Consider the following 19955-nt stretch of genomic DNA (forward strand, 5'->3'; position numbering starts at 1 on the left):
AAAAAATATTCCTAGGCTAGCGTAATCTTGCTTACCTAGGAATCATCACACAAATTATTCTACCGTATTTTCAGTAATCGTTGCAAGTCCCAGCCACGTTTCAACTGGCCCACCTTCCAATTGCTCATCCATAATGAACGACCCATTCGAATAACGATCCGTCACACGTAAGTTGGAAATATCAAGATTCACGACAACTTCTTTATCTGTCGCAACATGAATAATGTCCTTGCTATCCGCTAAATCTAAACTGATAAAACGATGCGGACTATTTTTCAGTTCACGGAGCATAAGCAGCCCTCGTTTTGCTCTGGAAATCGGCTCAAACTCTGATAGTTTCATTCGTTTAGCCGAGCCACGCTGCGTAAGCAATACCAGATCACGTTTTTCGCTTGGAACAATCACTTTGGCACCGACAATAAAATCATCCGCTTTCAGATTCATCGCTTTGACACCAGCTGTTCTAGCACCAGAAAGCGGCACTTCACTAATCGAATAACGTAGACCATACCCATTATGACTCGCTAAGAATACATCTTCATTTCCAATAACCGTCTCCACAGAAATCAAGCTGTCATCACCCTTTAGGTTAATGGCCATCAATGTCTTAGAATAACGCTGCGGTTTGTAGTTCAATACCGCCGATGCTTTAATCATGCCATTTTTCGTAACGAATAGGAAATAATCCGTTTCCCTGAACGTTTTCATCGGAATGGCTGCAACCACTTCTTCTTCAGAGGACGTATCTGAAACAAGGTGACTCACATGTTCACCCAAGTTCTTCCACTTAATGTCCGGCAATTCATGGACAGGACGATAAATGTAGTTCCCCTTACTTGTGAAAAGTAACAGCGAATCCATCGTATTCATCGTCTGAATAAAGATAGCATGATCCGTTTCTTTCATCGATAAATCTTCCCCATTAGACGCGGCGTATGAACGCATACCCGTACGTTTCACATAGCCTTCTTTCGTAACAGAAACAACGACATCCTCACTTGCAACAAGAACCTCTGTATCAATTTTAATTTCAGAAATTTCATTTTCGATAACCGTCAAACGCGGTGTTTTATATTTTTTCTTGATTTCGTTTAGTTCTTCTTTTAAGCACGCAATCAAGTTATTCTCATCACCTAGAATCGCTTCTAATGCTGAAATTTGTTTCGCTAGCTCATCCGCTTCCTGTTGAAGTTGCGTAATATCTGTGTTTGTTAAACGATAAAGTTGTAGTGAAACAATAGCTTCTGCTTGTTTTTCACTAAAATCATATGTCGTTTGCAAATTTAACTTCGCATCACGTTTATCTTTAGAAGCACGAATCATCTGAATCACTTCATCTAAAATCGATAGGGCCTTCATGAGACCATCAATAATATGCTGGCGCGCCTTCGCACGTCTAATATCATATTCCGAACGCTTCGTGATAATCTCTTTTTGGTGCGCAATGTAGGCGTCAATCATCGAAATAACACCCATCAATTGCGGACGTTTATTAAAAATCGCCACCATATTGAAATTATATGAAATTTGCAAATCCGTATTTTTGAAAAGGTAATTCAGTACGCCGTCTGCATTCGCGTCTTTTTTCAATTCAATCACAATGCGGAGTCCAGTCCGATCCGTCTCATCACGAACCTCTGAAATACCCTCGATTTTCTTATCAATTCGTAGATCATCCATCCGCTTGACAAGTGTCGCTTTGTTAATTTCATATGGAATTTCGGTAATCACGATTTGTTGACGGCCACCACGCATATCCTCAATAACCGTCTTTGAACGCACAACCACACGTCCTTTTCCAGTTTCATAGGCTTTACGAATCCCATCAATACCTTGAATAATCCCACCAGTCGGGAAATCCGGGCCTTTAATCAGCTTCATAATATCGGCTGTCGTGCAATCCGGTTTATCCAAACGCTTAATGACGCCCTCAATCACTTCCGTCAAATTATGCGGTGGAATATCCGTTGCATACCCCGCTGAAATCCCAGTTGAGCCATTGACAAGCAAATTCGGAAAACGACTCGGTAATACCGTCGGCTCACTCGTTGTATCATCAAAGTTTGACACAAAATCAACGGTCTCTTTATCCAAATCACGTAATAACTCCGACGAAATTTTCGATGTCCGTGCCTCCGTATAACGCATCGCAGCAGGCGGATCACCGTCGACACTACCGTTATTTCCGTGCATTTCAATCAAGGTATTACGAACTTTCCAATCCTGGCTCATCCGAACCATCGCCTCATACACTGACGAATCACCATGCGGGTGGTAGTTACCGATAACATTACCGACTGTTTTCGCTGATTTACGGAATCCTTTTTCCGCCGTATTGCCCTCGACATGCATCGCAAACAAAATCCGACGTTGTACAGGTTTCAAGCCATCACGCGCATCCGGTAACGCCCGTTCTTGAATAATATATTTACTATAACGACCAAATCGGTCTCCTAAAACTTCTTCCAAGGCTAAGTCTTGAATTTTTTCATCTGGAGTACTCACTCGCCTGCCTCCTCAATAATCATGTTCTCGTTTTCTAGAATACTCTGATCTTCTTCCAGCGAGAATTCCACGTTTTTCTCAATCCAGTCACGTCTTGGCTCTACTTTATCGCCCATTAGTGTCGCCACACGACGCTCAGCGCGAGCGATATCATCAATGCGTACACGAATCAGCGTTCGCGACTCTGGATTCATCGTCGTATCCCACAACTGATCAGCATTCATCTCGCCAAGCCCTTTGTAGCGCTGAATAATGTAGCCTTTGCCAATTTTTTGAATCGCTGCATCTAGTTCCTCATCGGTCCATGCATACGCCATTACTTCTTTTTTACCAACACCCTTACTAACCTTGTAAAGCGGTGGTAGCGCGATATAAACCTTACCAGCTTCCACTAATGGACGCATATATCGATAAAAGAACGTCAGAAGCAACACTTGAATATGCGCACCATCCGTATCCGCATCGGTCATAATCACGACTTTATCATAATTACAATCCTCCACCTCAAATTCAGCACCTACACCAGCGCCGACCGTGTGGATAATCGTACTAATTTCTTCGTTTTTCATAATGTCGACGAGTTTCGCTTTCTCAGTGTTAATAACTTTACCACGAAGCGGCAAAATAGCTTGGAAACGGCGATCACGCCCTTGTTTAGCCGAACCACCCGCCGAGTCTCCTTCGACAAGATATAATTCATTTCTTTCCGGGTTTCGCGATTGCGCTGGCGTCAATTTGCCAGAAAGCGATGTTTCCGAACGTTTACGCTTTTTGCCGTTTCGCGTTTCTTCACGCGCCTTACGTGCTGCCTCACGCGCCTCACGCGCCTTCACAGCCTTCTTCACAAGCAAAGCACTCACTTCTGGGTTCTCCGCTAAATAATAGCCCAAATGTTCCGCTACAACAGCATCCACCGCAGGCCTAGCTTCTTGCGTCCCGAGTTTTTCCTTCGTTTGACCTTCAAATTGCAATAAGTTTTCCGGAATCCGAATCGAAAGTACTGCCGAAAGACCTTCACGAATATCGCTACCCTCCAGGTTCTTCTCTTTCTCCTTCAACATCCCGACGCGGCGAGCATACTCATTAAACACACGCGTCATCGCAGCCTTCATACCAGCTTCATGCGCGCCCGCACCCTTTGTCCGCACGTTATTAACAAAACTCAAGATGTTCTCTGCATATCCATCGTTAAATTGGAACGCCATCGCGATCTCAATCGTATTGCTATCCCCTTCAAACGACACAACCGGATGCAACACATCTTTGCCTTCGTTGATGTATTCCACAAAGTTTTTCACGCCATCTTCAAAATGGAATTTCTCTTCCATCCCGATGCGTTCGTCCACAAGCTCAATCTCCATCCCTTTCAAAAGGAATGCCGATTCACGCAAACGCTCCGATAACGTTTCATAATTATAAGAAGTCATAGGAAAAATCGTTTTATCAGGTTTAAAACGAATCGTTGTGCCTCTTTTATTTGTTTTGCCTAGCTTGCGTAACGTTCCTACTGGTTTTCCACCATTTTCAAAATCCATTTCATAGGTGAAACCGTCGCGATAAATCGTTACTTTTAGCGTCTCTGACAAAGCATTGACAACCGAAGAACCTACACCGTGCAAGCCCCCACTCGTTTTGTAACCACCTTGACCAAACTTACCACCAGCATGAAGCACCGTTAGAATAACTTCAACAGTTGGCTTTCCTGTTTTATGCATTCCGACCGGCATACCACGCCCCTCATCCGAAACGCTGACACTTTCATCTGCATGTAAAACTACTTTTATTTTATGACCATATCCAGCCAATGCCTCATCGACGGAATTATCCACAATTTCATAGACCAAGTGATGCAATCCACGTGTATCTGTCGAACCGATATACATCGCCGGGCGCTTACGTACCGCCTCAAGTCCTTCCAACACCTGAATCGAATCATCATTATACTCATTTTTTGAACGACTCATTTTATTTTGCTCCTTCCGATTTTGCTTATATACCTTGCTGTTTACCCATTTCTACCTGTTATCCAAACATATGTTGGCAACAACTACTTTAACAGAATAGCACTTCCGCCCCAAAAAATAAAGCCCTGATTCTCTCTGTGGGCAAGGACTTAGACTTCAGTAGTTTAAGATTTAGATTGGATTGGCTATAGAGCTATGTATTTTTTGCAAGTCAAAAGCCCCTTTACAGAGGCTTTCTTTGTTGTTTATCTCTCTAGTCTAACATTATCCTTTGCCAGAAAGCAAATACTCCACCATAATGCAGCGGTCCATGATGACTGTGTGGTCTTTTTCTATTAGGAAATCGTAGGCTTCTTCGTTTGCAACGCCTGATTGTGCCCAGAATACATCTGCGTCGATTTGGTCGAATTCTTTTGCCAACTCTGGTAAGAATTCAGATCTCCGGAAAATATCAACAATATCGATATGGCCTTCAATTTCTGCTAAACTAGCCACGGCTTTTTCGCCAAGTACTTCGTCTACACGAGGGTTAACAGGTATAATCGTGTAACCTTCTTGCTGCATTCGTTCTGATATCTGATAGGATGTGCGCTCTGGGTTGTCACTAAGACCGACTACCGCGATTCGCTTAGCTTTGTTCAAAATTTGGTGAATTTCCGACCTTTCAGGATTCAAAATTGCCATCTAAATCCCCTCCTATACGTCCATCATAGCGGATTAGGAGGCGAAATAGCAAGCATGAACGGTATTTTATTTTTTTCTAAAGGAAAGTCCTTTTTCTCGGAATAAGAAAAACTGTTCTAATAGTATGGCAAAAACACTTCCAACAATAAGTCCGTTATTCAACACAGCGATGACTGCAGCTGGTAATCCTTTTGTAGCGGAAGGGGATAGGAACATAACGCCCACACCAATCATCATGGATATACCAATAACAAGATAGGCATTTTCTTCGCCAGTCTTAATTTTTTTAAGTTCTTTCAAAGCCATGACAACCATATTAGAGAAAATCACAAATGTCACTGCATAGCCTACTGGTGCTGGCAACGCACTCATGATGTTCATAATCGGTGGGAATAACGTAATCCCGATGACTAGTAAACACCCTATCAAAAATGGTTTAATCGATTTTTGACCCGTTTGTGTGACGAATCCCGCCGCTCCCGAAATAGGAACGGAACCAATGGCTGAAAAACCACCACCTAGTAACTGATTAACACCAGAAATCAGCCCGCCACGCTTGTATCTTTTCGGATCACTAGGTTTATCACCAGCTACAATTCCCTCCATCAGACGCACAGAGGCAACTAAATTGGTGATTAATAGCAATGTGATGAAAATCGCCGTTGTAATCACGCCAGAATCAAATGTTGGCATGCCAAACGCAAATAGCTTCGGTAAATCAAACCAAGAATGTGCCTCACCAACGCTCGGCGCTTTCCCAGCGATTAAGAATAATCCCCAACCAAGAACTAAACTAAATATCACGGAATATTGGCGAATCCACATAACTTTCGATCGTCCGAATGCAAAAGCTGCGATGACCACTATCAAGCTTAAAAGCGCCATCCAAGGATCCATAATCGGGTGATCTGCTGAGATTCCGAACATCCCTTTTATAAAGGAGCCACTCAGTTGCAATACCAGTAACATCAAGTAAACAAAGGTCACTGTCGGCGTGAATAATTTCGCTAACACTCCGATAAATCCGCTTGCAGCTAAGACGATAAAAAACACTCCACTTACAAGTAACCCACCCGATAAAGCTTGTAATGCCTCAATATTAGACGTGTATAAAACACCGATAAATCCCGCATAAATCGTGAATACGCTCCACCATAATCCCGCAGGACCTTCATGAATCGGTAACCGGTGCCCAAACAAACCTTGTAACAGCCCTGCTACACCTAAAACAAATATCGTTCGTTGCATAAAGCCCGCCGTTTCCACAGGACTTAATTTGTATAAATCAGCAATCGCAATTGGCGCCACGATCGCAGCTGCAATCATAAAAATCATCCACTGTAGCGCGGCAATTCCTATTTTCATTCCAAACCCCACTCCTTTTTGTGTTATTTTCTAATTATTCAAATTAAATATAAAGACTATCCAGTTTTCTATTTTACGCCAGTTATTAGAAAAAGTCCATGAAATAAATAAGTAGCAACGGTATTCCGCATCTTTTTTTTATGCTATAATGACGGAGATACATAGTTCGAAATAAAAGGAGTTTCTAAACAAATGGAAATGATAATTTTGCTTTGCCTCATCGCCTATATTCTTGGCTCCATCCCATCAGGTTTGTGGATCGGAAAAATTTTCTATAAAAAGGACATTCGTGACTTCGGAAGCGGTAATCTTGGCGCGACCAACTCCTTCCGTGTTCTTGGTGTTAAACCCGGCATCATCGTTACCTTGATGGATATTTTGAAAGGGACGGCTGCAACACTATTACCGTTCTTTTTCCAGCTAGATGTCAACCATCATTTTTGGTTGCTCACAGGTATCTTCGCCATCATCGGCCATAGTTTTCCAGTTTTCGCAAAATTCAAAGGTGGAAAGGCCGTTGCCACCTCAGCAGGAGTCATTCTTGCCTATGCACCTTGGTTGTTCTTAGCTGCACTAGTCATCTTTATCCTATCTTTAAAAATCAGTAAATACGTATCACTCAGCTCCATGATAGCTGCTGCGAGCGCGCTGGTTATCTCGTTATTCTTCCAAGACTGGATTCTAGTCGGTATCATCGCCGCGATTGCAGCGTTCATTATTTACCGCCATATTCCTAACATAAAACGTATCAAAAAAGGCGAAGAGCCAAAAATAAGTTGGATGTAAGCTCCCAAAAAAAGAAGCTGGCCACGGCCAACTTCTTTTTATTTACCCAATGGTAATCGTATATTCGCTTGAAAAGTCTGCACCCACAGCTAACTCTTCAATCCCTAACTTATCCTTAAGTTCCACAGACTCACCTTTTGTATCCGCAATGCCAAACCAAGGCTCGATACATAAGAACGGCGCACCTGGCTTCGGAGTCCAAATCCCAACATATTTAAACTCTGGAAATGCTACCTTCACAAAATGGCGATTTTTTCGCGAGCGAATCGTTACCTCATTTTTCATCAAACCTTCAAAAATCAGTGCATCATTTCCGAATAACTCATAATTCAGAGGTAATTTCTTCGCATTCGCTATTTTCTTCTTCTCTCCCGATAAATATGGCCCAGAAAGCGTCAGCGAATCGAGTTGCTCCTCAGCCCCAAATTCCAAATAATAGTCCTCAAAAACCTCACCTGGCACAAACGGCACATTAAAAGCAGGGTGCGCGCCAATTGAGAAATACATCGTCTTATCGTCCAAATTCATCACATGATAGCCAACGTGAATCGTTCCACCTTCAATCCGGTAAGAAATTTCCAAAGCAAAACGAAATGGATATATGGCAAGTGAATTCGCATCAGACTCCAATCGTAATGTAATCGATTGCTCCCCTTGCTCCGTCACATGAAATAGGCGATCACGCGCAAAGCCATGTTGGCCCAAATGAAATGGCTTACCATTCACCAAATACGTATCCTCTACTAAGCGACCCACCGTCGGGAATAATACAGGAGAATGTCTCGCCCAAAAAGCACCATCCGCATGCCATAAAAACTCTTTTTCCGAATTCTTATCAAATATTCGTGTTAACTCCGCACCATCTTCTTTTAATTCTACCAGTATCGCATCGTTTTCTAATTTTAGCATTATTTATCACCATTCAAATGAAATCGCTCTAACTGATCCCATTCGCCTTCTTTTTTTAGTACTGTTCGCTGTATATCTCCAAACAAATCATAATGAGGATAGGCTCCGTGCCGTCTGTCAATCCATTCTGGTTTAAAACCGTACGTCGCACCCCATGATTCAAGTTTCGCTATATTCGCACAAGCAGCTTTTGTCACCGTTTTCGAATCAGGAAAACGATCATCCAACCAATAATGCGTTAAAAACGCGATTTCACCACTGTCCGCTCGTTTTTTCCATGCCTCTAGTTCTGCTCGTCTTACACCAAAAGCCATTATCCTCACCTACCATTACGATTTCATTGCTTCTAAATAGGCCTCATGCCACGTTGGGAAAGTCCGCCTTGTGCTCACGGGTTTAAAATCAGCTTTTCGAACCGCAATGTGCTCCGTCTCACCAGAAATATGTATGTCATTGCCGCCCTCTTGCCTGATTTCATATCCATAAACAATCCGAAAACCATCATATGATTTAATCCACGTCTTCACAACCGCTTTTTGCCCATACTTCATGGCTTGCTTATACGAAATATGCACATCTAAAACTGGCGAAATATAACCTTCTTGCTCCATATCAAAATAGCGCAATCCAATGCTCTCCAGAAAATCCGTACGTCCAATCTCCATCCACACTAAGTAATTCGCATGATAGACAATACCCATTTGATCTGTCTCCGCGTACCTTACCACAATTGTCGACTCATGATACTTCATCTAGCTTTCCCTCCTTCCATTCATAATCTCCATTTTACCACGACAAAAAAACTTCCACAATTATAATAATCGCGGAAGTTTCTCAAATCTATTTTTTAATCAATGATTTTTTAATTTTTCTAATTCTACTAGGAATTTATCATTCAAGACACGGATAAATGTACCTTTCATTCCAAGCGAACGAGAATCAATAACGCCAGCACTCTCTAATTTACGAAGCGCATTAACGATAACAGAACGAGTAATACCTACACGGTCAGCAATTTTAGAAGCAACAAGAAGGCCTTCTTTACCGTTTAATTCATCAAAGATATGCTCAATCGCTTCTAACTCACTGTAAGAAAGCGAGCTGATTGCCATTTGAACAACCGCACGGCTACGCGCTTCTTCTTCAATTTCTTCTGCTTTTTCATGTAAAATTTCCATTCCAACAACTGTTCCCCCGTACTCTGCAAGCAACAAGTCATCATCCGTGAAATCATTTTCTAAACGAGAAAGAATCAATGTACCAAGACGTTCCCCACCACCGACAATAGGAACAATCGTCGTTAAACCTTTGACAAAAAGGTCACTATTCTCAATCGGGAAAGCTGTGTATTGGCTAGAAACCTCTAAGTTAGAAGATGTTTCATTCACATTGAAAAGACTATTTGTGTACTCTTCAGGAAATTGGCGTTCCACTAACATTTGTTTCATGCGAGCATTTTCGATTGGTAAAACTTCTGAGTAACCAAGTAGTTTCCCTTTACGGCTCACGACATACGTATTTGCTTCGATAACATCCGCTAACGTATCAGCCATTTCTTTGAAGTTAACCGTTTTACCTGCTGCATTTTGTAACATGGCATTAATTTTTCTTGTTTTTGCTAATAAGTTCATTATTAGTCCTCCTAAAATTTTTATAAAATAAATTGCGTTAAATCTTTATCCATCATAATCGTGGCTAATTTGTCGTTTACATAACTTTCTGTTACCGTGACAGATTCTAGTGTAATCTCTGGCGCTTCAAAAAGCAAGTCTTCTAGCAATTTTTCTAGAATCGTATGCAATCTTCTGGCACCAATGTTGTCCGTTTCTTGGTTGATGTGAAAGGCGATTTCAGCTAATCGCTCTACGGCTTCCTTCGTAAAGATAAGTTCAATATCTTCTGTCTTCAGTAATGCTTTATATTGTTTAATTAGCGCATTATCCGGCTCCGTTAAAATTTTCACGAAATCTTCTTGGGATAATTTATCTAACTCAATCCTAATTGGGAAACGTCCTTGTAACTCAGGAATAAGATCTGACGGTTTGGACATATGAAATGCTCCAGCCGCGATGAAAAGAATATATTCCGTATTAATCGTGCCGTATTTTGTCGCGATTTGTGATCCTTCTACAATCGGTAAAATATCTCGTTGCACACCCTCACGTGATACTTGTGCATTACCGCCACCTTGACCGCTTGCAATTTTGTCAATTTCATCGATGAAAATAATACCCATTTGTTCTGCACGTAGAATCGCTTCTGCAGCAACCTCATCTTGATCAATTAACTTCGAAGCCTCATCTTCAAACAAGATTTTGCGTGCCGCTTTTACGGTTACTTTGCGTTTTTTCATTTTTGACGGAAATAGGCCTGAAAAAGTGTCTTGCATACCGCTCATCTGATCCATTCCAACACCACGGAACATGTCAGCAATGGGACTTTGCTGCTCTTTCACCTCAACTGTCACATAATCATTATCGAGGTCACCACTCTTTAACTGCCATTCGATTTGACTGCGTTTTGAGCGCACTGAATCATCCTCAGGTTCGGCTTCTTCTTCCTGCTGATTTCCACCACCAAAAAGCATTTCCAATGGGTTTTGCGATGTCTGTTTTTGCTTCTTCTTACTTGGCGCAAGCAATTTCACAAGACGTTTTTCCGCATTCTCCTCCGCTTTCACACGAACGGTTTGCATTTTTTCCTCTTTCACCAAACGAACAGAAACCTCCACAAGATCACGGACCATGGACTCTACATCACGCCCAACATACCCAACCTCTGTAAATTTCGTTGCTTCGACTTTGGAAAATGGTGCCCGAACGATTTTAGCGATACGGCGAGCAATTTCCGTTTTTCCGACACCAGTTGGCCCAATCATCAGAATATTTTTAGGAATAACTTCATCCCTGATCTCGTCTGCCATCAATGAACGGCGATAGCGATTCCGGAGTGCCACTGCGACTGACTTCTTAGCACCCGTTTGCCCAATGATGTACTGGTCTAATTTTTCTACGATTTGGCGTGGCGTTAAATTAATAGTTGACAAATCGAGTCCCTCCTTACAATTGTTCTACAATAATATTATCATTCGTAAACACGCAAATTTCCGATGCAATATCTAGCGCATTCCTAGCAATATCTTTCGCCTCTAACCGATCACCGTCGAAACGCTTCATCGCTCGTCCAGCAGCCAATGCATAATTACCGCCAGAACCAATTGCTAAAATGCCATCATCCGGTTCGATAACTTCACCAGTTCCCGACACTAACAATAATTTTTCATCGTTCATGACGATTAACATCGCTTCTAGTTTACGCAAAACATTATCACTGCGCCATTGCTTAGCAAGTTCCACTGCCGCACGCTCTAAGTTGCCATTATATTCATTCAGCTTTCCTTCAAACTTTTCAAACAGGGTAAAAGCGTCCGCAACAGAGCCTGCAAAACCAGCCACTACTCTATCATGAAAAAGGCGCCTTACTTTCTTAGCCGTGTGTTTCATCACGACAGAATTTCCTAATGTTACTTGTCCGTCTCCAGCCATTGCTGACTTGCCATTGTGACTAATTGCAAAAATCGTTGTCAATTTCGATACGCCTCCATTTCTTAAAAAATCAAGCTCTTGGATGATGTTTCATGTACGTTTCCTTCAAATGTTCCTTCGTGACATGTGTATAAATCTGAGTAGAAGAAAGACTTGCATGCCCTAACAATTCCTGTACCGTTCGCATATCTGCACCATTATTCAGCAAATCAGTCGCAAATGTATGTCGCAACATGTGAGGGTGAATCTTTCTTGTTAGAGAAGCCTTCTCAATCACTTTGCTCAAACAATAACGAATACCTCTTGCCGTCAACGGGTCACCATAATGATTTATCAATAACGCTTGATGCTCCTTCGCATGGTGCTCCGTCAAAATAGCGCGCCCGCCTTTTGTATAATCATTCACAGCATCTAGCGCAAAAGCACCAAATGGAACGTACCTTTCCTTGTTTCCTTTTCCCCTAATTAAAATAGCTTGATAGGTTTGGTCAATGTCAGGCAACAAAATTCCCGCGCACTCACTCACACGAATTCCAGTAGCATACAATAATTCAAGCAAAGCTCGGTCTCGTAAAGTCAATGGGTCATTGTTCGCATACACAACATCAAACAGTGCCTCCATTTCCTTTGAATAGAAAAATTTGGGTAATCGCAACTGTTTTTTGGCATGCGAAACAAAGGCAAACGGATTCTCATTCATAACTTTTTCTCGTAGCAAAAAGGCATAGAAACTGCGCAAACTTGAAATTTTCCGAGCTACAGTTGTACGGGCAAATTCCTGTTTGCGTAAATATGTGAGATATAGCCTAACATCCATATACGTCACATCTGTAAAATGATTAATCGATTCCTCCACCATAAATACATGAAAATCACGAATATCATGAATATAATTGATATTAGTATGTTCTGAATAATTGCGCTCGGTGCTTAAATAATTACTAAACTCCTGCTCCCAATTTCGCCCAGTCATCACATTTATACACCTCTCAAACAAGTCCATCGTATCACACATGGTGTGATGTTGCAATAATTTTATACATTTTTCGCAACCTTTCGAATTGAACCGAGAAAGTGTAAATTAAAGGATAAAACCTACTCTAATGCGATTCAGTAAAATACGTTCTTACCTCGTTTGTTTAGATTCTATCAGTAATATTTTTCCTTAAATATTAAAAACAAGACAATGCGGCTTCTTTTTATCAAAGCCGCATCCCCTTATTTTTTTATAAATTCGGAATAACTTCTTTTACTGCTTCAATCGCTCGGTTTGCATGTTGTTCATTTCTTTCTTGTTTACTACGGATTTTTGTAGGCAAGTCTGGGAATAACCCAAAATTTACATTCATTGGCTGAAATGTTTTTGTATTCGTGTTCGTAATATAGTACGCCATACTTCCAATAGCCGTTTCTGGAGGGAAAACAACTAATTCTTCTCCCAAAACAAGACGCGCTGCATTAATTCCAGCAGCTAAACCACTTGCCGCAGACTCAACATAGCCCTCAACACCCGTCATTTGACCTGCAAAAAACAGTTCTGGACGGGCTTTTAGTTGATACGTCGGTAATAAAACTTTCGGTGAATTAATGAAGGTATTGCGATGCATAACCCCATAGCGAACGATTTCCGCGTTCTCTAAACCAGGAATCATTTGGAATACGCGTTTTTGGTCGCCCCATTTCAGATGCGTTTGGAAACCAACCATGTTATACAATGTCCCTGCTGCATCATCTTGACGCAACTGCAAAACAGCATAAGGACGTTTGCCTGTCTTAGGATCCTCTAAGCCAACTGGTTTCATCGGCCCAAATAACATCGTTTTAATGCCCCGTTTAGCCATCACTTCAATCGGCATACAACCTTCAAAGAAAATTTCTTTTTCGAACTCTTTTAGCTCTGCTGTTTCCGCCGTCACTAAAGCTTCATGAAATGCGTTGAATTCTTCTTCTGTCATCGGACAATTGAGATAAGCCGCTTCTCCTTTGTCATATCTAGATTTCAAATACACCTTGTCCATGTCGATACTATCTTGCTCAATAATCGGAGCCGCCGCATCATAGAAGTACAAGTACTCTTCACCAGTAAGTTCTTTGATTTGCCCAGCCAAAGCCTCACTCGTCAGTGGACCTGTCGCAATAATGGTCGGGCCGTCTGGTATCTCCGTAATTTCTTCATGATATACTGTTACATTCGGATGTTCTTTCACTTTCTCCGTTACATAGCTTGAAAATTCATGTCGATCTACAGCTAGAGCACCACCCGCTGGAACAGAAGCTTGGTCAGCCGCTTCAATAATAATAGAATCTAGCAAGCGCATTTCCTCTTTAATAACACCTACAGCATTAGTCATCGTATTCGCTCGTAATGAATTACTACACACTAATTCAGCAAATTTGTCGGTGTGATGTGCCGGTGTCTGCTTGACTGGACGCATTTCATATAAATCTACTTTAACTCCACGTTTTGCAAGTTGCCAAGCTGCTTCACTTCCAGCTAAGCCTGCCCCAATTACATTCACTTTTTTCTCCATTTTCATCCTCCAATTCAGAACAATAGCAACGCGCGAGTATCGCTTGTTGCTATTGTGTCTAGCTATTTTATAACACATTCTATTGTTGTGGTTGTTCTTTATAATCACAATTTGTACATTGAATCTGTACGCCTTTTTTGAGTTTCTTCTCAACAAGGGCCTTCTCATTACATTTCGGACATGGACGTGCGATTGGTTTATCCCAAGAAACGTAATCACATGCAGGATAACGATCGCAACCATAGAATATCCGTTTCTTCTTACTCTTACGTTCGATCACTTGTCCCTCATTACACTTAGGACAAGTAACACCAATTTCTTTCACAATAGGCTTCGTATTGCGACAATCTGGGAAGCGACTACAAGCTAAGAACTTGCCGTATTTCCCCATTTTAAAGACCATTGGAGCACCACAAAGATCACAATCAATCCCTGCTGGTTCATCCTTAATCTCGATTTTTTCCATTTCCTTATCTGCACGCTCTACATTTTTCTCAAAACCTTGGTAAAATTGGTCGATAACCTTTACCCACTGCATCTGACCATGTTCTACCTCATCCAATTCCGCTTCCATATTAGCCGTAAACTGTACATCTAATATTTCCGGGAAATAGTCACGAATAAGTTCATGTACAATTTCACCTAATTCTGTTGGCACAAATCGTTTATTATCTAACGATACATAGTTACGTCTTTGAATCGTATCAAGCGTAGGCGAATAAGTAGATGGTCTACCAATTCCTACTTCTTCCAGCGTTTTAACAAGTCTAGCTTCCGTGAAACGTGGAGGTGGCTGCGTGAAATGTTGACGCTGTTCTAGTGATTGCGATTCAACTTTGTCACCTTTTTTCAAGTCTGGTAAAATATTTTCTTTCTCTTCTTTATTATCATCATTACTTTCTACATAGACTTTCATAAACCCTGCAAACTTTATCTTAGAACCATTGGCACGGAACATCACGCCATTATTATCTAAATCTACTCGCATCGTATCCAAAACCGCTGGAGCCATTTGACTGGCTATGAAACGCTCCCAAATTAAGCGATATAAGCGTAGCTGGTCACGACCAAGGTACTCTTTAACATCTTGTGGTGAACGCATCGCACTGGTTGGCCTAATAGCTTCATGGGCATCTTGAGAACCTTTTGATTTTTTATCATTTCGTTTTTGCGTACGTCCAAATTCCTTGCCATATGTCTCCGTAATAAATGTAGATGCTTCTTGGATAGCTGTGTCAGAAATACGTGTAGAGTCGGTACGCATATACGTAATCAAACCAACCGTACCTTGACGACCTAAGGCAATTCCTTCATACAATTGTTGCGCTAACATCATCGTTTTACGTGTTCTAAAATTAAGCTTACGCGCAGCCTCTTGTTGTAAAGATGATGTCGTAAATGGTGCTGCTGGATTACGCAGACGTTCTTTTTTGACTACATCAATAACTTCAAACTGCTTTCCTTTAATCGTGGACATCACTTCTTTGACATCCTCAACGGTGGATAATTTCTTTTTCTTCCCATTCATACCATAGAAATTGGCTTGGAATTCTTTTTTTCCTTTTTTGAAATTACCATCAATTGTCCAATATTCTTCTGGTATAAAGGCTTTAATTTCATTCTCCCGGTCAATGACTAGTTTGAGAGCGACAGATTGAACACGACCGGCGCTCAGCCCTTTTTTTACTTTCTTCCATAGAATAGGACTGATGTTATAGCCTACTAAACGATCTAGAATACGGCGAGCCTGTTGCGCATCTACTAAATCCATATCAATCTTACGCGGATGTTTAAAGGATTCTTTTACTGCTTCTTTTGTTATTTCGTTAAAAACAACACGGAGATCATCTGTTTGGTCTAAACCAAGACTTGTCGCAAGGTGCCAAGCAATTGCTTCACCCTCGCGATCTGGATCGGCTGCAAGGTAAACTTTTTTCGCTTTTTTCGCTGCTTGTTTTAACTCTTTTAAAATAGGACCTTTACCACGAATTGTGATATAGCGAGGTTCAAAGTTGTTCTCTGTGTCAACACCCATCTGGCTTTTCGGTAAATCCCGAAGATGTCCCATGGAGGCTTTTACTTTGTATTTTTTGCCAAGATATTTCTCAATTGTTTTTGCCTTTGCTGGTGATTCTACTATTACTAAATAATCGGCCATTGTTAATTCCTCCCTAATTTGGGATACGCATTTAAGACAGCGGAGCGCGTCAGTATGATTCTTCTGACATTCAGCTTCCGATTTTAAATAGTCTCCAACTCTAATTACAAAAATAAAACGTGTAATCAGTAGTAAATGTTATCCTTAGTTGTGCTATTTGTCAATTCATTTTTATTCCAGCTTATTTTTTTACAAACTTGGAATAATGATGATTCTTTAGCCAACTTATATCAAATACGTGAGAAATGCAAGCCTAATCACTTAAAATGTAGAATTTTATCCTTATTGACGCAATTCTTCCATTATATCAGAAGCTTCCATTACTAATTTCGCTCCTTCTTGAATTAATTTATTCGTCCCAGCAGAGCTAAGTTGAAAGGCACTTCCAGGGACGGCAAAAACTTCACGATTTTGATTCAATGCCGCATCTGCAGTGATAAGGGAACCGCTTCTTTTCTCCGCCTGTACAATTAACGTTCCTAATGATAACCCACTAATAATACGATTTCGTTCTGGAAAATGCCATTTCCGCGCTGTAACATGAGGTGCATACTCACTTAGCACGAGCCCATCTCTCATTATCTTTTCGAACAGTTGTTTATTTTCAAGCGGATAGAATTGCAAGAATCCACTTCCAATAACTGCAATCGTTTTTCCGCCAACACGCATAGACTCCCGGTGTGCTTCTGCATCTACTCCTACCGCTAGTCCACTTACAATCGTTAGTGACTCCTTACATAAAGGTGCGACTAGCTGGCCTATTATTTGTTTTCCATAGTCTGTCATCTTTCGAGTGCCTACAATGGCAAGCTTATCCCACGCTAATAACTCTAGATTTCCCCTAGCAAATAAAAGGAGCGGTGGATCATACAATTCGCGTAATAGCACTGGATAAAAAGCGTCCTCAATAGACACGAGAGTAATCTGATACCGTTCCAATTCCAATAGAACGTTCGCTAAGTGAAAACGAGAAAATTCATTTTTAAATCGTTCGCGTTGTTCTTCCGACATCTCAAGACTTGTTGCTATTTCTTCTGCGGACATCTTCCGTAGCTGCTTCACTGGAAACTCGCGCCATAATTTTCCCAGTTGTTTGACAGACATCGATGAACAATATTTCATATGCAATAACCAGTTTTTCATGTGTTTTTCTCTCCTTTACGTTTCCCTTATCTTATCCCCTCATTCCTAGTTTGTAAATTGTGTCAAAAACAGAAAAAAAGCAGTTTCAATCAGTAAAATCATCTCAAGTTCTTCAAAAGATAATTTTTTACCGTTGCTACTGCTTTTTCAACTAGCTTTTAGTACCTAAAAAAATATTTTTCACTGGCGCAAAAGTCAGGCGGTGGATAGGGCATACACCCTGCTCTTCAAGTCCATCCAGATGCACTTTCGTCCCATAACCCATGTTCTTTGCAAAACCATAACCTGGGAACTCCTCATCAAACTTTGCCATCATTCTATCGCGAGTCACTTTTGCAACAATAGATGCCGCAGCGATTGACACACTTTTACTATCCCCTTTTATCAGGGACAACTCATGTTCACAATGTTTCAAAGGCATCGCATCAATCAAACAAAAATCTGGTTTCATAGACAATGCATCAATCGCATCTGCCATTGCTAATTTGGTGGCTTCATAAATATTGATGTTATCGATTACTTCATGCGATTTAATACCTATCCCCACAGCCAGCGCTTTCTCCAAAATCGTGTCATATAAATGGTCGCGTTTCGCCTCACTTAGCTGTTTCGAATCATTGACACCAACTATATCAAAATCAGCTGGCAACACCACGGCTGCGGCAACTACCGGTCCAGCAAGCGGTCCACGCCCAACCTCATCGATTCCAGCAATCACCTGAAACCCCTTCGATCTGGCTTCATTTTCATAGTATTTCATCGCCTCTAACTGAGCAAAAAGCGCCTCTTTTTTTGCCTGTTCACGCCGAAACGAAGCGACTAATTTGGCAACACCCTTACGCTCATCTAAAAGGCATTCTTGAAAAAAAGGATCTGCCTCAGAAGTCACCAGCTGTAGTCGCTCTTTAATTATCGCTAGCTTCTCTGCCATTTTCATCGTCCTCCACTACCAAATCGCTTGGAAAATCAAAGGAAACACGCCCCATTTTCTCTTGACGCATCTCTCTTACTAACAACTCAGCTGCTCGCGAATAATCAGGATCACGATAGCGATCATAAATACCACGCCGTTCTGCAATCATCGCCAGAACTTCCGTTGTTTCCTCTGGTAAAGACTCGATTTGCAACCATTGATGCAACTTCTCTGGATAATTTTCCTCTAAAAAACGCAAGCCAAATCCAGCGATATCTTCCATATGTAGCAAGTCATCCTTGATTGCGCCAGTAAGCGCCAACTTATAACCAACCCGCTGATCTTCAAATTTGGGCCATAAAATCCCTGGAGTATCCAGTAACTCCAACGTTTTCCCAACCTTAATCCATTGCTGAGCCTTCGTGACACCCGGTTTATTCCCCGTTTTAGCAATATTCTTCTTCACAAGCCGATTAATCAATGTCGATTTCCCAACGTTCGGAATCCCCAAAATCATCGCCCGAATCGCTCTCGGTTTCATGCCGCGACTACGCTGACGCTCAAATTTCTCCGCCATCAATGCTTCGGCCGCCCGCTCAATTTTGTGCATCCCTTTTCCTTCTTGTGCGTTCACAGCAACTGCCGGTAATCCACGCTCTGCGAAATGATCGATCCATTCCTGCGTCACTTTTTCATCCGCTGTATCTGCTTTATTTAAAATAATCACGCGTCTTTTCTGATGAATAATCTCCTCTAACATCGGATTTGACGAAGAATAAGGAATTCTTGCATCCACCAACTCAAAAATCACATCCACCAACTTCAATTTCTCTGTTACTTCACGACGGGCTTTTGCCATATGACCCGGAAACCATTGTATTGTCATAATAAACTCCTTTTATCTAATAAACTTCGCGTGTTCTAGCGGCCAATAGCAAATCGGGGTGGTCCCAAGTATTTTCGACTCTGGAATTGGCCCCATAATGCGACTGTCCTTACTTGCACGTCGATTATCTCCTAACACAAAAACCGTTCCTTTGGGCACAACTCCTCCTGAAATCATGTCTGCTGTGCTAAAATCATCTGTTAATAATGCATTTCCTAACTGCTTTTTATAATCATCTAGATAAGGCTCGTCCTGTTTTTTACCATTTATAAATAGTTCATCATTCTTATACACTATCTTATCACCTGGCACACCTATCACACGTTTCACATACTCTCTACCTTCATCTTTAAAAATAACCACATCGAAGCGATCCACATTTCCAAAGCGGTTAATAATGACACGATCTCCATCATGCAACGTCGGCATCATCGAAGACCCGTCCACCATTACAGGCACAAAAAAGTAAAAACGGATAAGTACCGTTAAAAGTAGGCCCAGCACAATTGCCCAAGTCCAGCTCCACAATAATTTTAAATTCTTTTCGTTCAAAATGCCATCTCCCC

Annotated in this window: 18 protein-coding genes; 1 reads left to right on the plus strand and 17 read right to left on the minus strand. The window is 41.4% G+C overall.

Annotation, left to right across the window (positions count from 1 at the left end; all coding sequences use genetic code 11):
* Nucleotides 1-54 precede the first annotated feature (54 nt).
* From parC to HCJ66_RS07175, 4 genes are all read right to left on the minus strand, one after another.
* Nucleotides 55-2505, minus strand: a complete 2451-nt coding sequence (gene parC / locus HCJ66_RS07160) for a DNA topoisomerase IV subunit A (protein ID WP_187132502.1) — start codon at nucleotides 2503-2505, stop codon at nucleotides 55-57.
* Entirely contained in the window at nucleotides 2502-4469 is a 1968-nt protein-coding gene (gene parE, locus HCJ66_RS07165) for a DNA topoisomerase IV subunit B (protein WP_187132503.1), read from the minus strand. The genes parC and parE overlap by 4 nt, the downstream gene beginning before the upstream one ends.
* A 264-nt stretch (nucleotides 4470-4733) precedes the next feature.
* Complete coding sequence (locus HCJ66_RS07170) at nucleotides 4734-5153, minus strand: CoA-binding protein (protein ID WP_187132504.1); 420 nt, start codon at nucleotides 5151-5153, stop codon at nucleotides 4734-4736.
* A gap of 66 nt (nucleotides 5154-5219) precedes the next feature.
* Complete coding sequence (locus HCJ66_RS07175; RefSeq protein ID WP_187132505.1) at nucleotides 5220-6518, minus strand: purine/pyrimidine permease; 1299 nt, start codon at nucleotides 6516-6518, stop codon at nucleotides 5220-5222.
* Between the two features lie 192 nt (nucleotides 6519-6710).
* On the opposite strand from HCJ66_RS07175, the gene plsY reads away from it, so the two are divergent.
* Nucleotides 6711-7304 (plus strand): glycerol-3-phosphate 1-O-acyltransferase PlsY, encoded by a 594-nt coding sequence (plsY, locus tag HCJ66_RS07180; RefSeq protein WP_187132506.1) that lies wholly within the window; start codon nucleotides 6711-6713, stop codon nucleotides 7302-7304.
* A gap of 42 nt (nucleotides 7305-7346) precedes the next feature.
* On the opposite strand, the gene HCJ66_RS07185 is transcribed toward plsY, so the two are convergent.
* From HCJ66_RS07185 to sipZ, 13 genes are all read right to left on the minus strand, one after another.
* A complete protein-coding gene (locus tag HCJ66_RS07185; RefSeq protein ID WP_187132507.1) occupies nucleotides 7347-8213 on the minus strand; it encodes an aldose 1-epimerase family protein in 867 nt (288 codons plus the stop codon).
* Nucleotides 8213-8527: a hypothetical protein gene (locus tag HCJ66_RS07190; RefSeq protein WP_187132508.1), complete on the minus strand. Its 315-nt coding sequence runs from the start codon at nucleotides 8525-8527 to the stop codon at nucleotides 8213-8215. Before HCJ66_RS07190 ends, HCJ66_RS07185 begins: the two co-directional genes overlap by 1 nt.
* Nucleotides 8528-8542: 15 nt before the next feature.
* Nucleotides 8543-8965, minus strand: a complete 423-nt coding sequence (locus HCJ66_RS07195; protein WP_187132509.1) for an acyl-CoA thioesterase — start codon at nucleotides 8963-8965, stop codon at nucleotides 8543-8545.
* Between the two features lie 99 nt (nucleotides 8966-9064).
* On the minus strand, nucleotides 9065-9844 hold the full coding sequence (gene codY / locus HCJ66_RS07200) for a GTP-sensing pleiotropic transcriptional regulator CodY (RefSeq protein WP_036077117.1): 780 nt from the start codon (nucleotides 9842-9844) through the stop codon (nucleotides 9065-9067).
* A gap of 20 nt (nucleotides 9845-9864) precedes the next feature.
* Nucleotides 9865-11259: an ATP-dependent protease ATPase subunit HslU gene (hslU, locus tag HCJ66_RS07205; RefSeq protein WP_187132510.1), complete on the minus strand. Its 1395-nt coding sequence runs from the start codon at nucleotides 11257-11259 to the stop codon at nucleotides 9865-9867.
* A gap of 13 nt (nucleotides 11260-11272) precedes the next feature.
* Entirely contained in the window at nucleotides 11273-11800 is a 528-nt protein-coding gene (gene hslV / locus HCJ66_RS07210) for an HslVU peptidase proteolytic subunit (RefSeq protein WP_281384400.1), read from the minus strand.
* 28 nt (nucleotides 11801-11828) lie between these two features.
* Nucleotides 11829-12731 (minus strand): tyrosine recombinase XerC, encoded by a 903-nt coding sequence (xerC, locus tag HCJ66_RS07215; protein WP_246438601.1) that lies wholly within the window; start codon nucleotides 12729-12731, stop codon nucleotides 11829-11831.
* Nucleotides 12732-12984: 253 nt separating this feature from the next.
* The gene (trmFO, locus tag HCJ66_RS07220; protein ID WP_187132512.1) at nucleotides 12985-14289 is read right to left on the minus strand and encodes an FADH(2)-oxidizing methylenetetrahydrofolate--tRNA-(uracil(54)-C(5))-methyltransferase TrmFO; all 1305 of its coding nucleotides are present in this window, start codon (nucleotides 14287-14289) and stop codon (nucleotides 12985-12987) included.
* Between the two features lie 79 nt (nucleotides 14290-14368).
* Nucleotides 14369-16447 carry a type I DNA topoisomerase gene (gene topA / locus HCJ66_RS07225; protein ID WP_187132513.1) on the minus strand — a complete coding sequence of 693 codons (2079 nt, stop codon included), beginning with the start codon at nucleotides 16445-16447 and terminating at the stop codon, nucleotides 14369-14371.
* A 282-nt stretch (nucleotides 16448-16729) separates the two neighbouring features.
* On the minus strand, nucleotides 16730-17590 hold the full coding sequence (gene dprA / locus HCJ66_RS07230) for a DNA-processing protein DprA (RefSeq protein WP_187132514.1): 861 nt from the start codon (nucleotides 17588-17590) through the stop codon (nucleotides 16730-16732).
* A gap of 151 nt (nucleotides 17591-17741) precedes the next feature.
* Entirely contained in the window at nucleotides 17742-18521 is a 780-nt protein-coding gene (locus HCJ66_RS07235) for a ribonuclease HII (protein ID WP_187132515.1), read from the minus strand.
* Nucleotides 18496-19389, minus strand: a complete 894-nt coding sequence (gene ylqF, locus HCJ66_RS07240; RefSeq protein WP_181676673.1) for a ribosome biogenesis GTPase YlqF — start codon at nucleotides 19387-19389, stop codon at nucleotides 18496-18498. The genes HCJ66_RS07235 and ylqF overlap by 26 nt, the downstream gene beginning before the upstream one ends.
* Before the next feature lie 12 nt (nucleotides 19390-19401).
* Complete coding sequence (gene sipZ, locus HCJ66_RS07245; RefSeq protein WP_187132516.1) at nucleotides 19402-19941, minus strand: type I signal peptidase SipZ; 540 nt, start codon at nucleotides 19939-19941, stop codon at nucleotides 19402-19404.
* Nucleotides 19942-19955: the final 14 nt, after the last annotated feature.

The sequence above is a fragment of the Paenilisteria portnoyi genome (assembly GCF_014322795.1).
Lineage (GTDB): Bacteria > Bacillota > Bacilli > Lactobacillales > Listeriaceae > Listeria_A > Listeria_A portnoyi.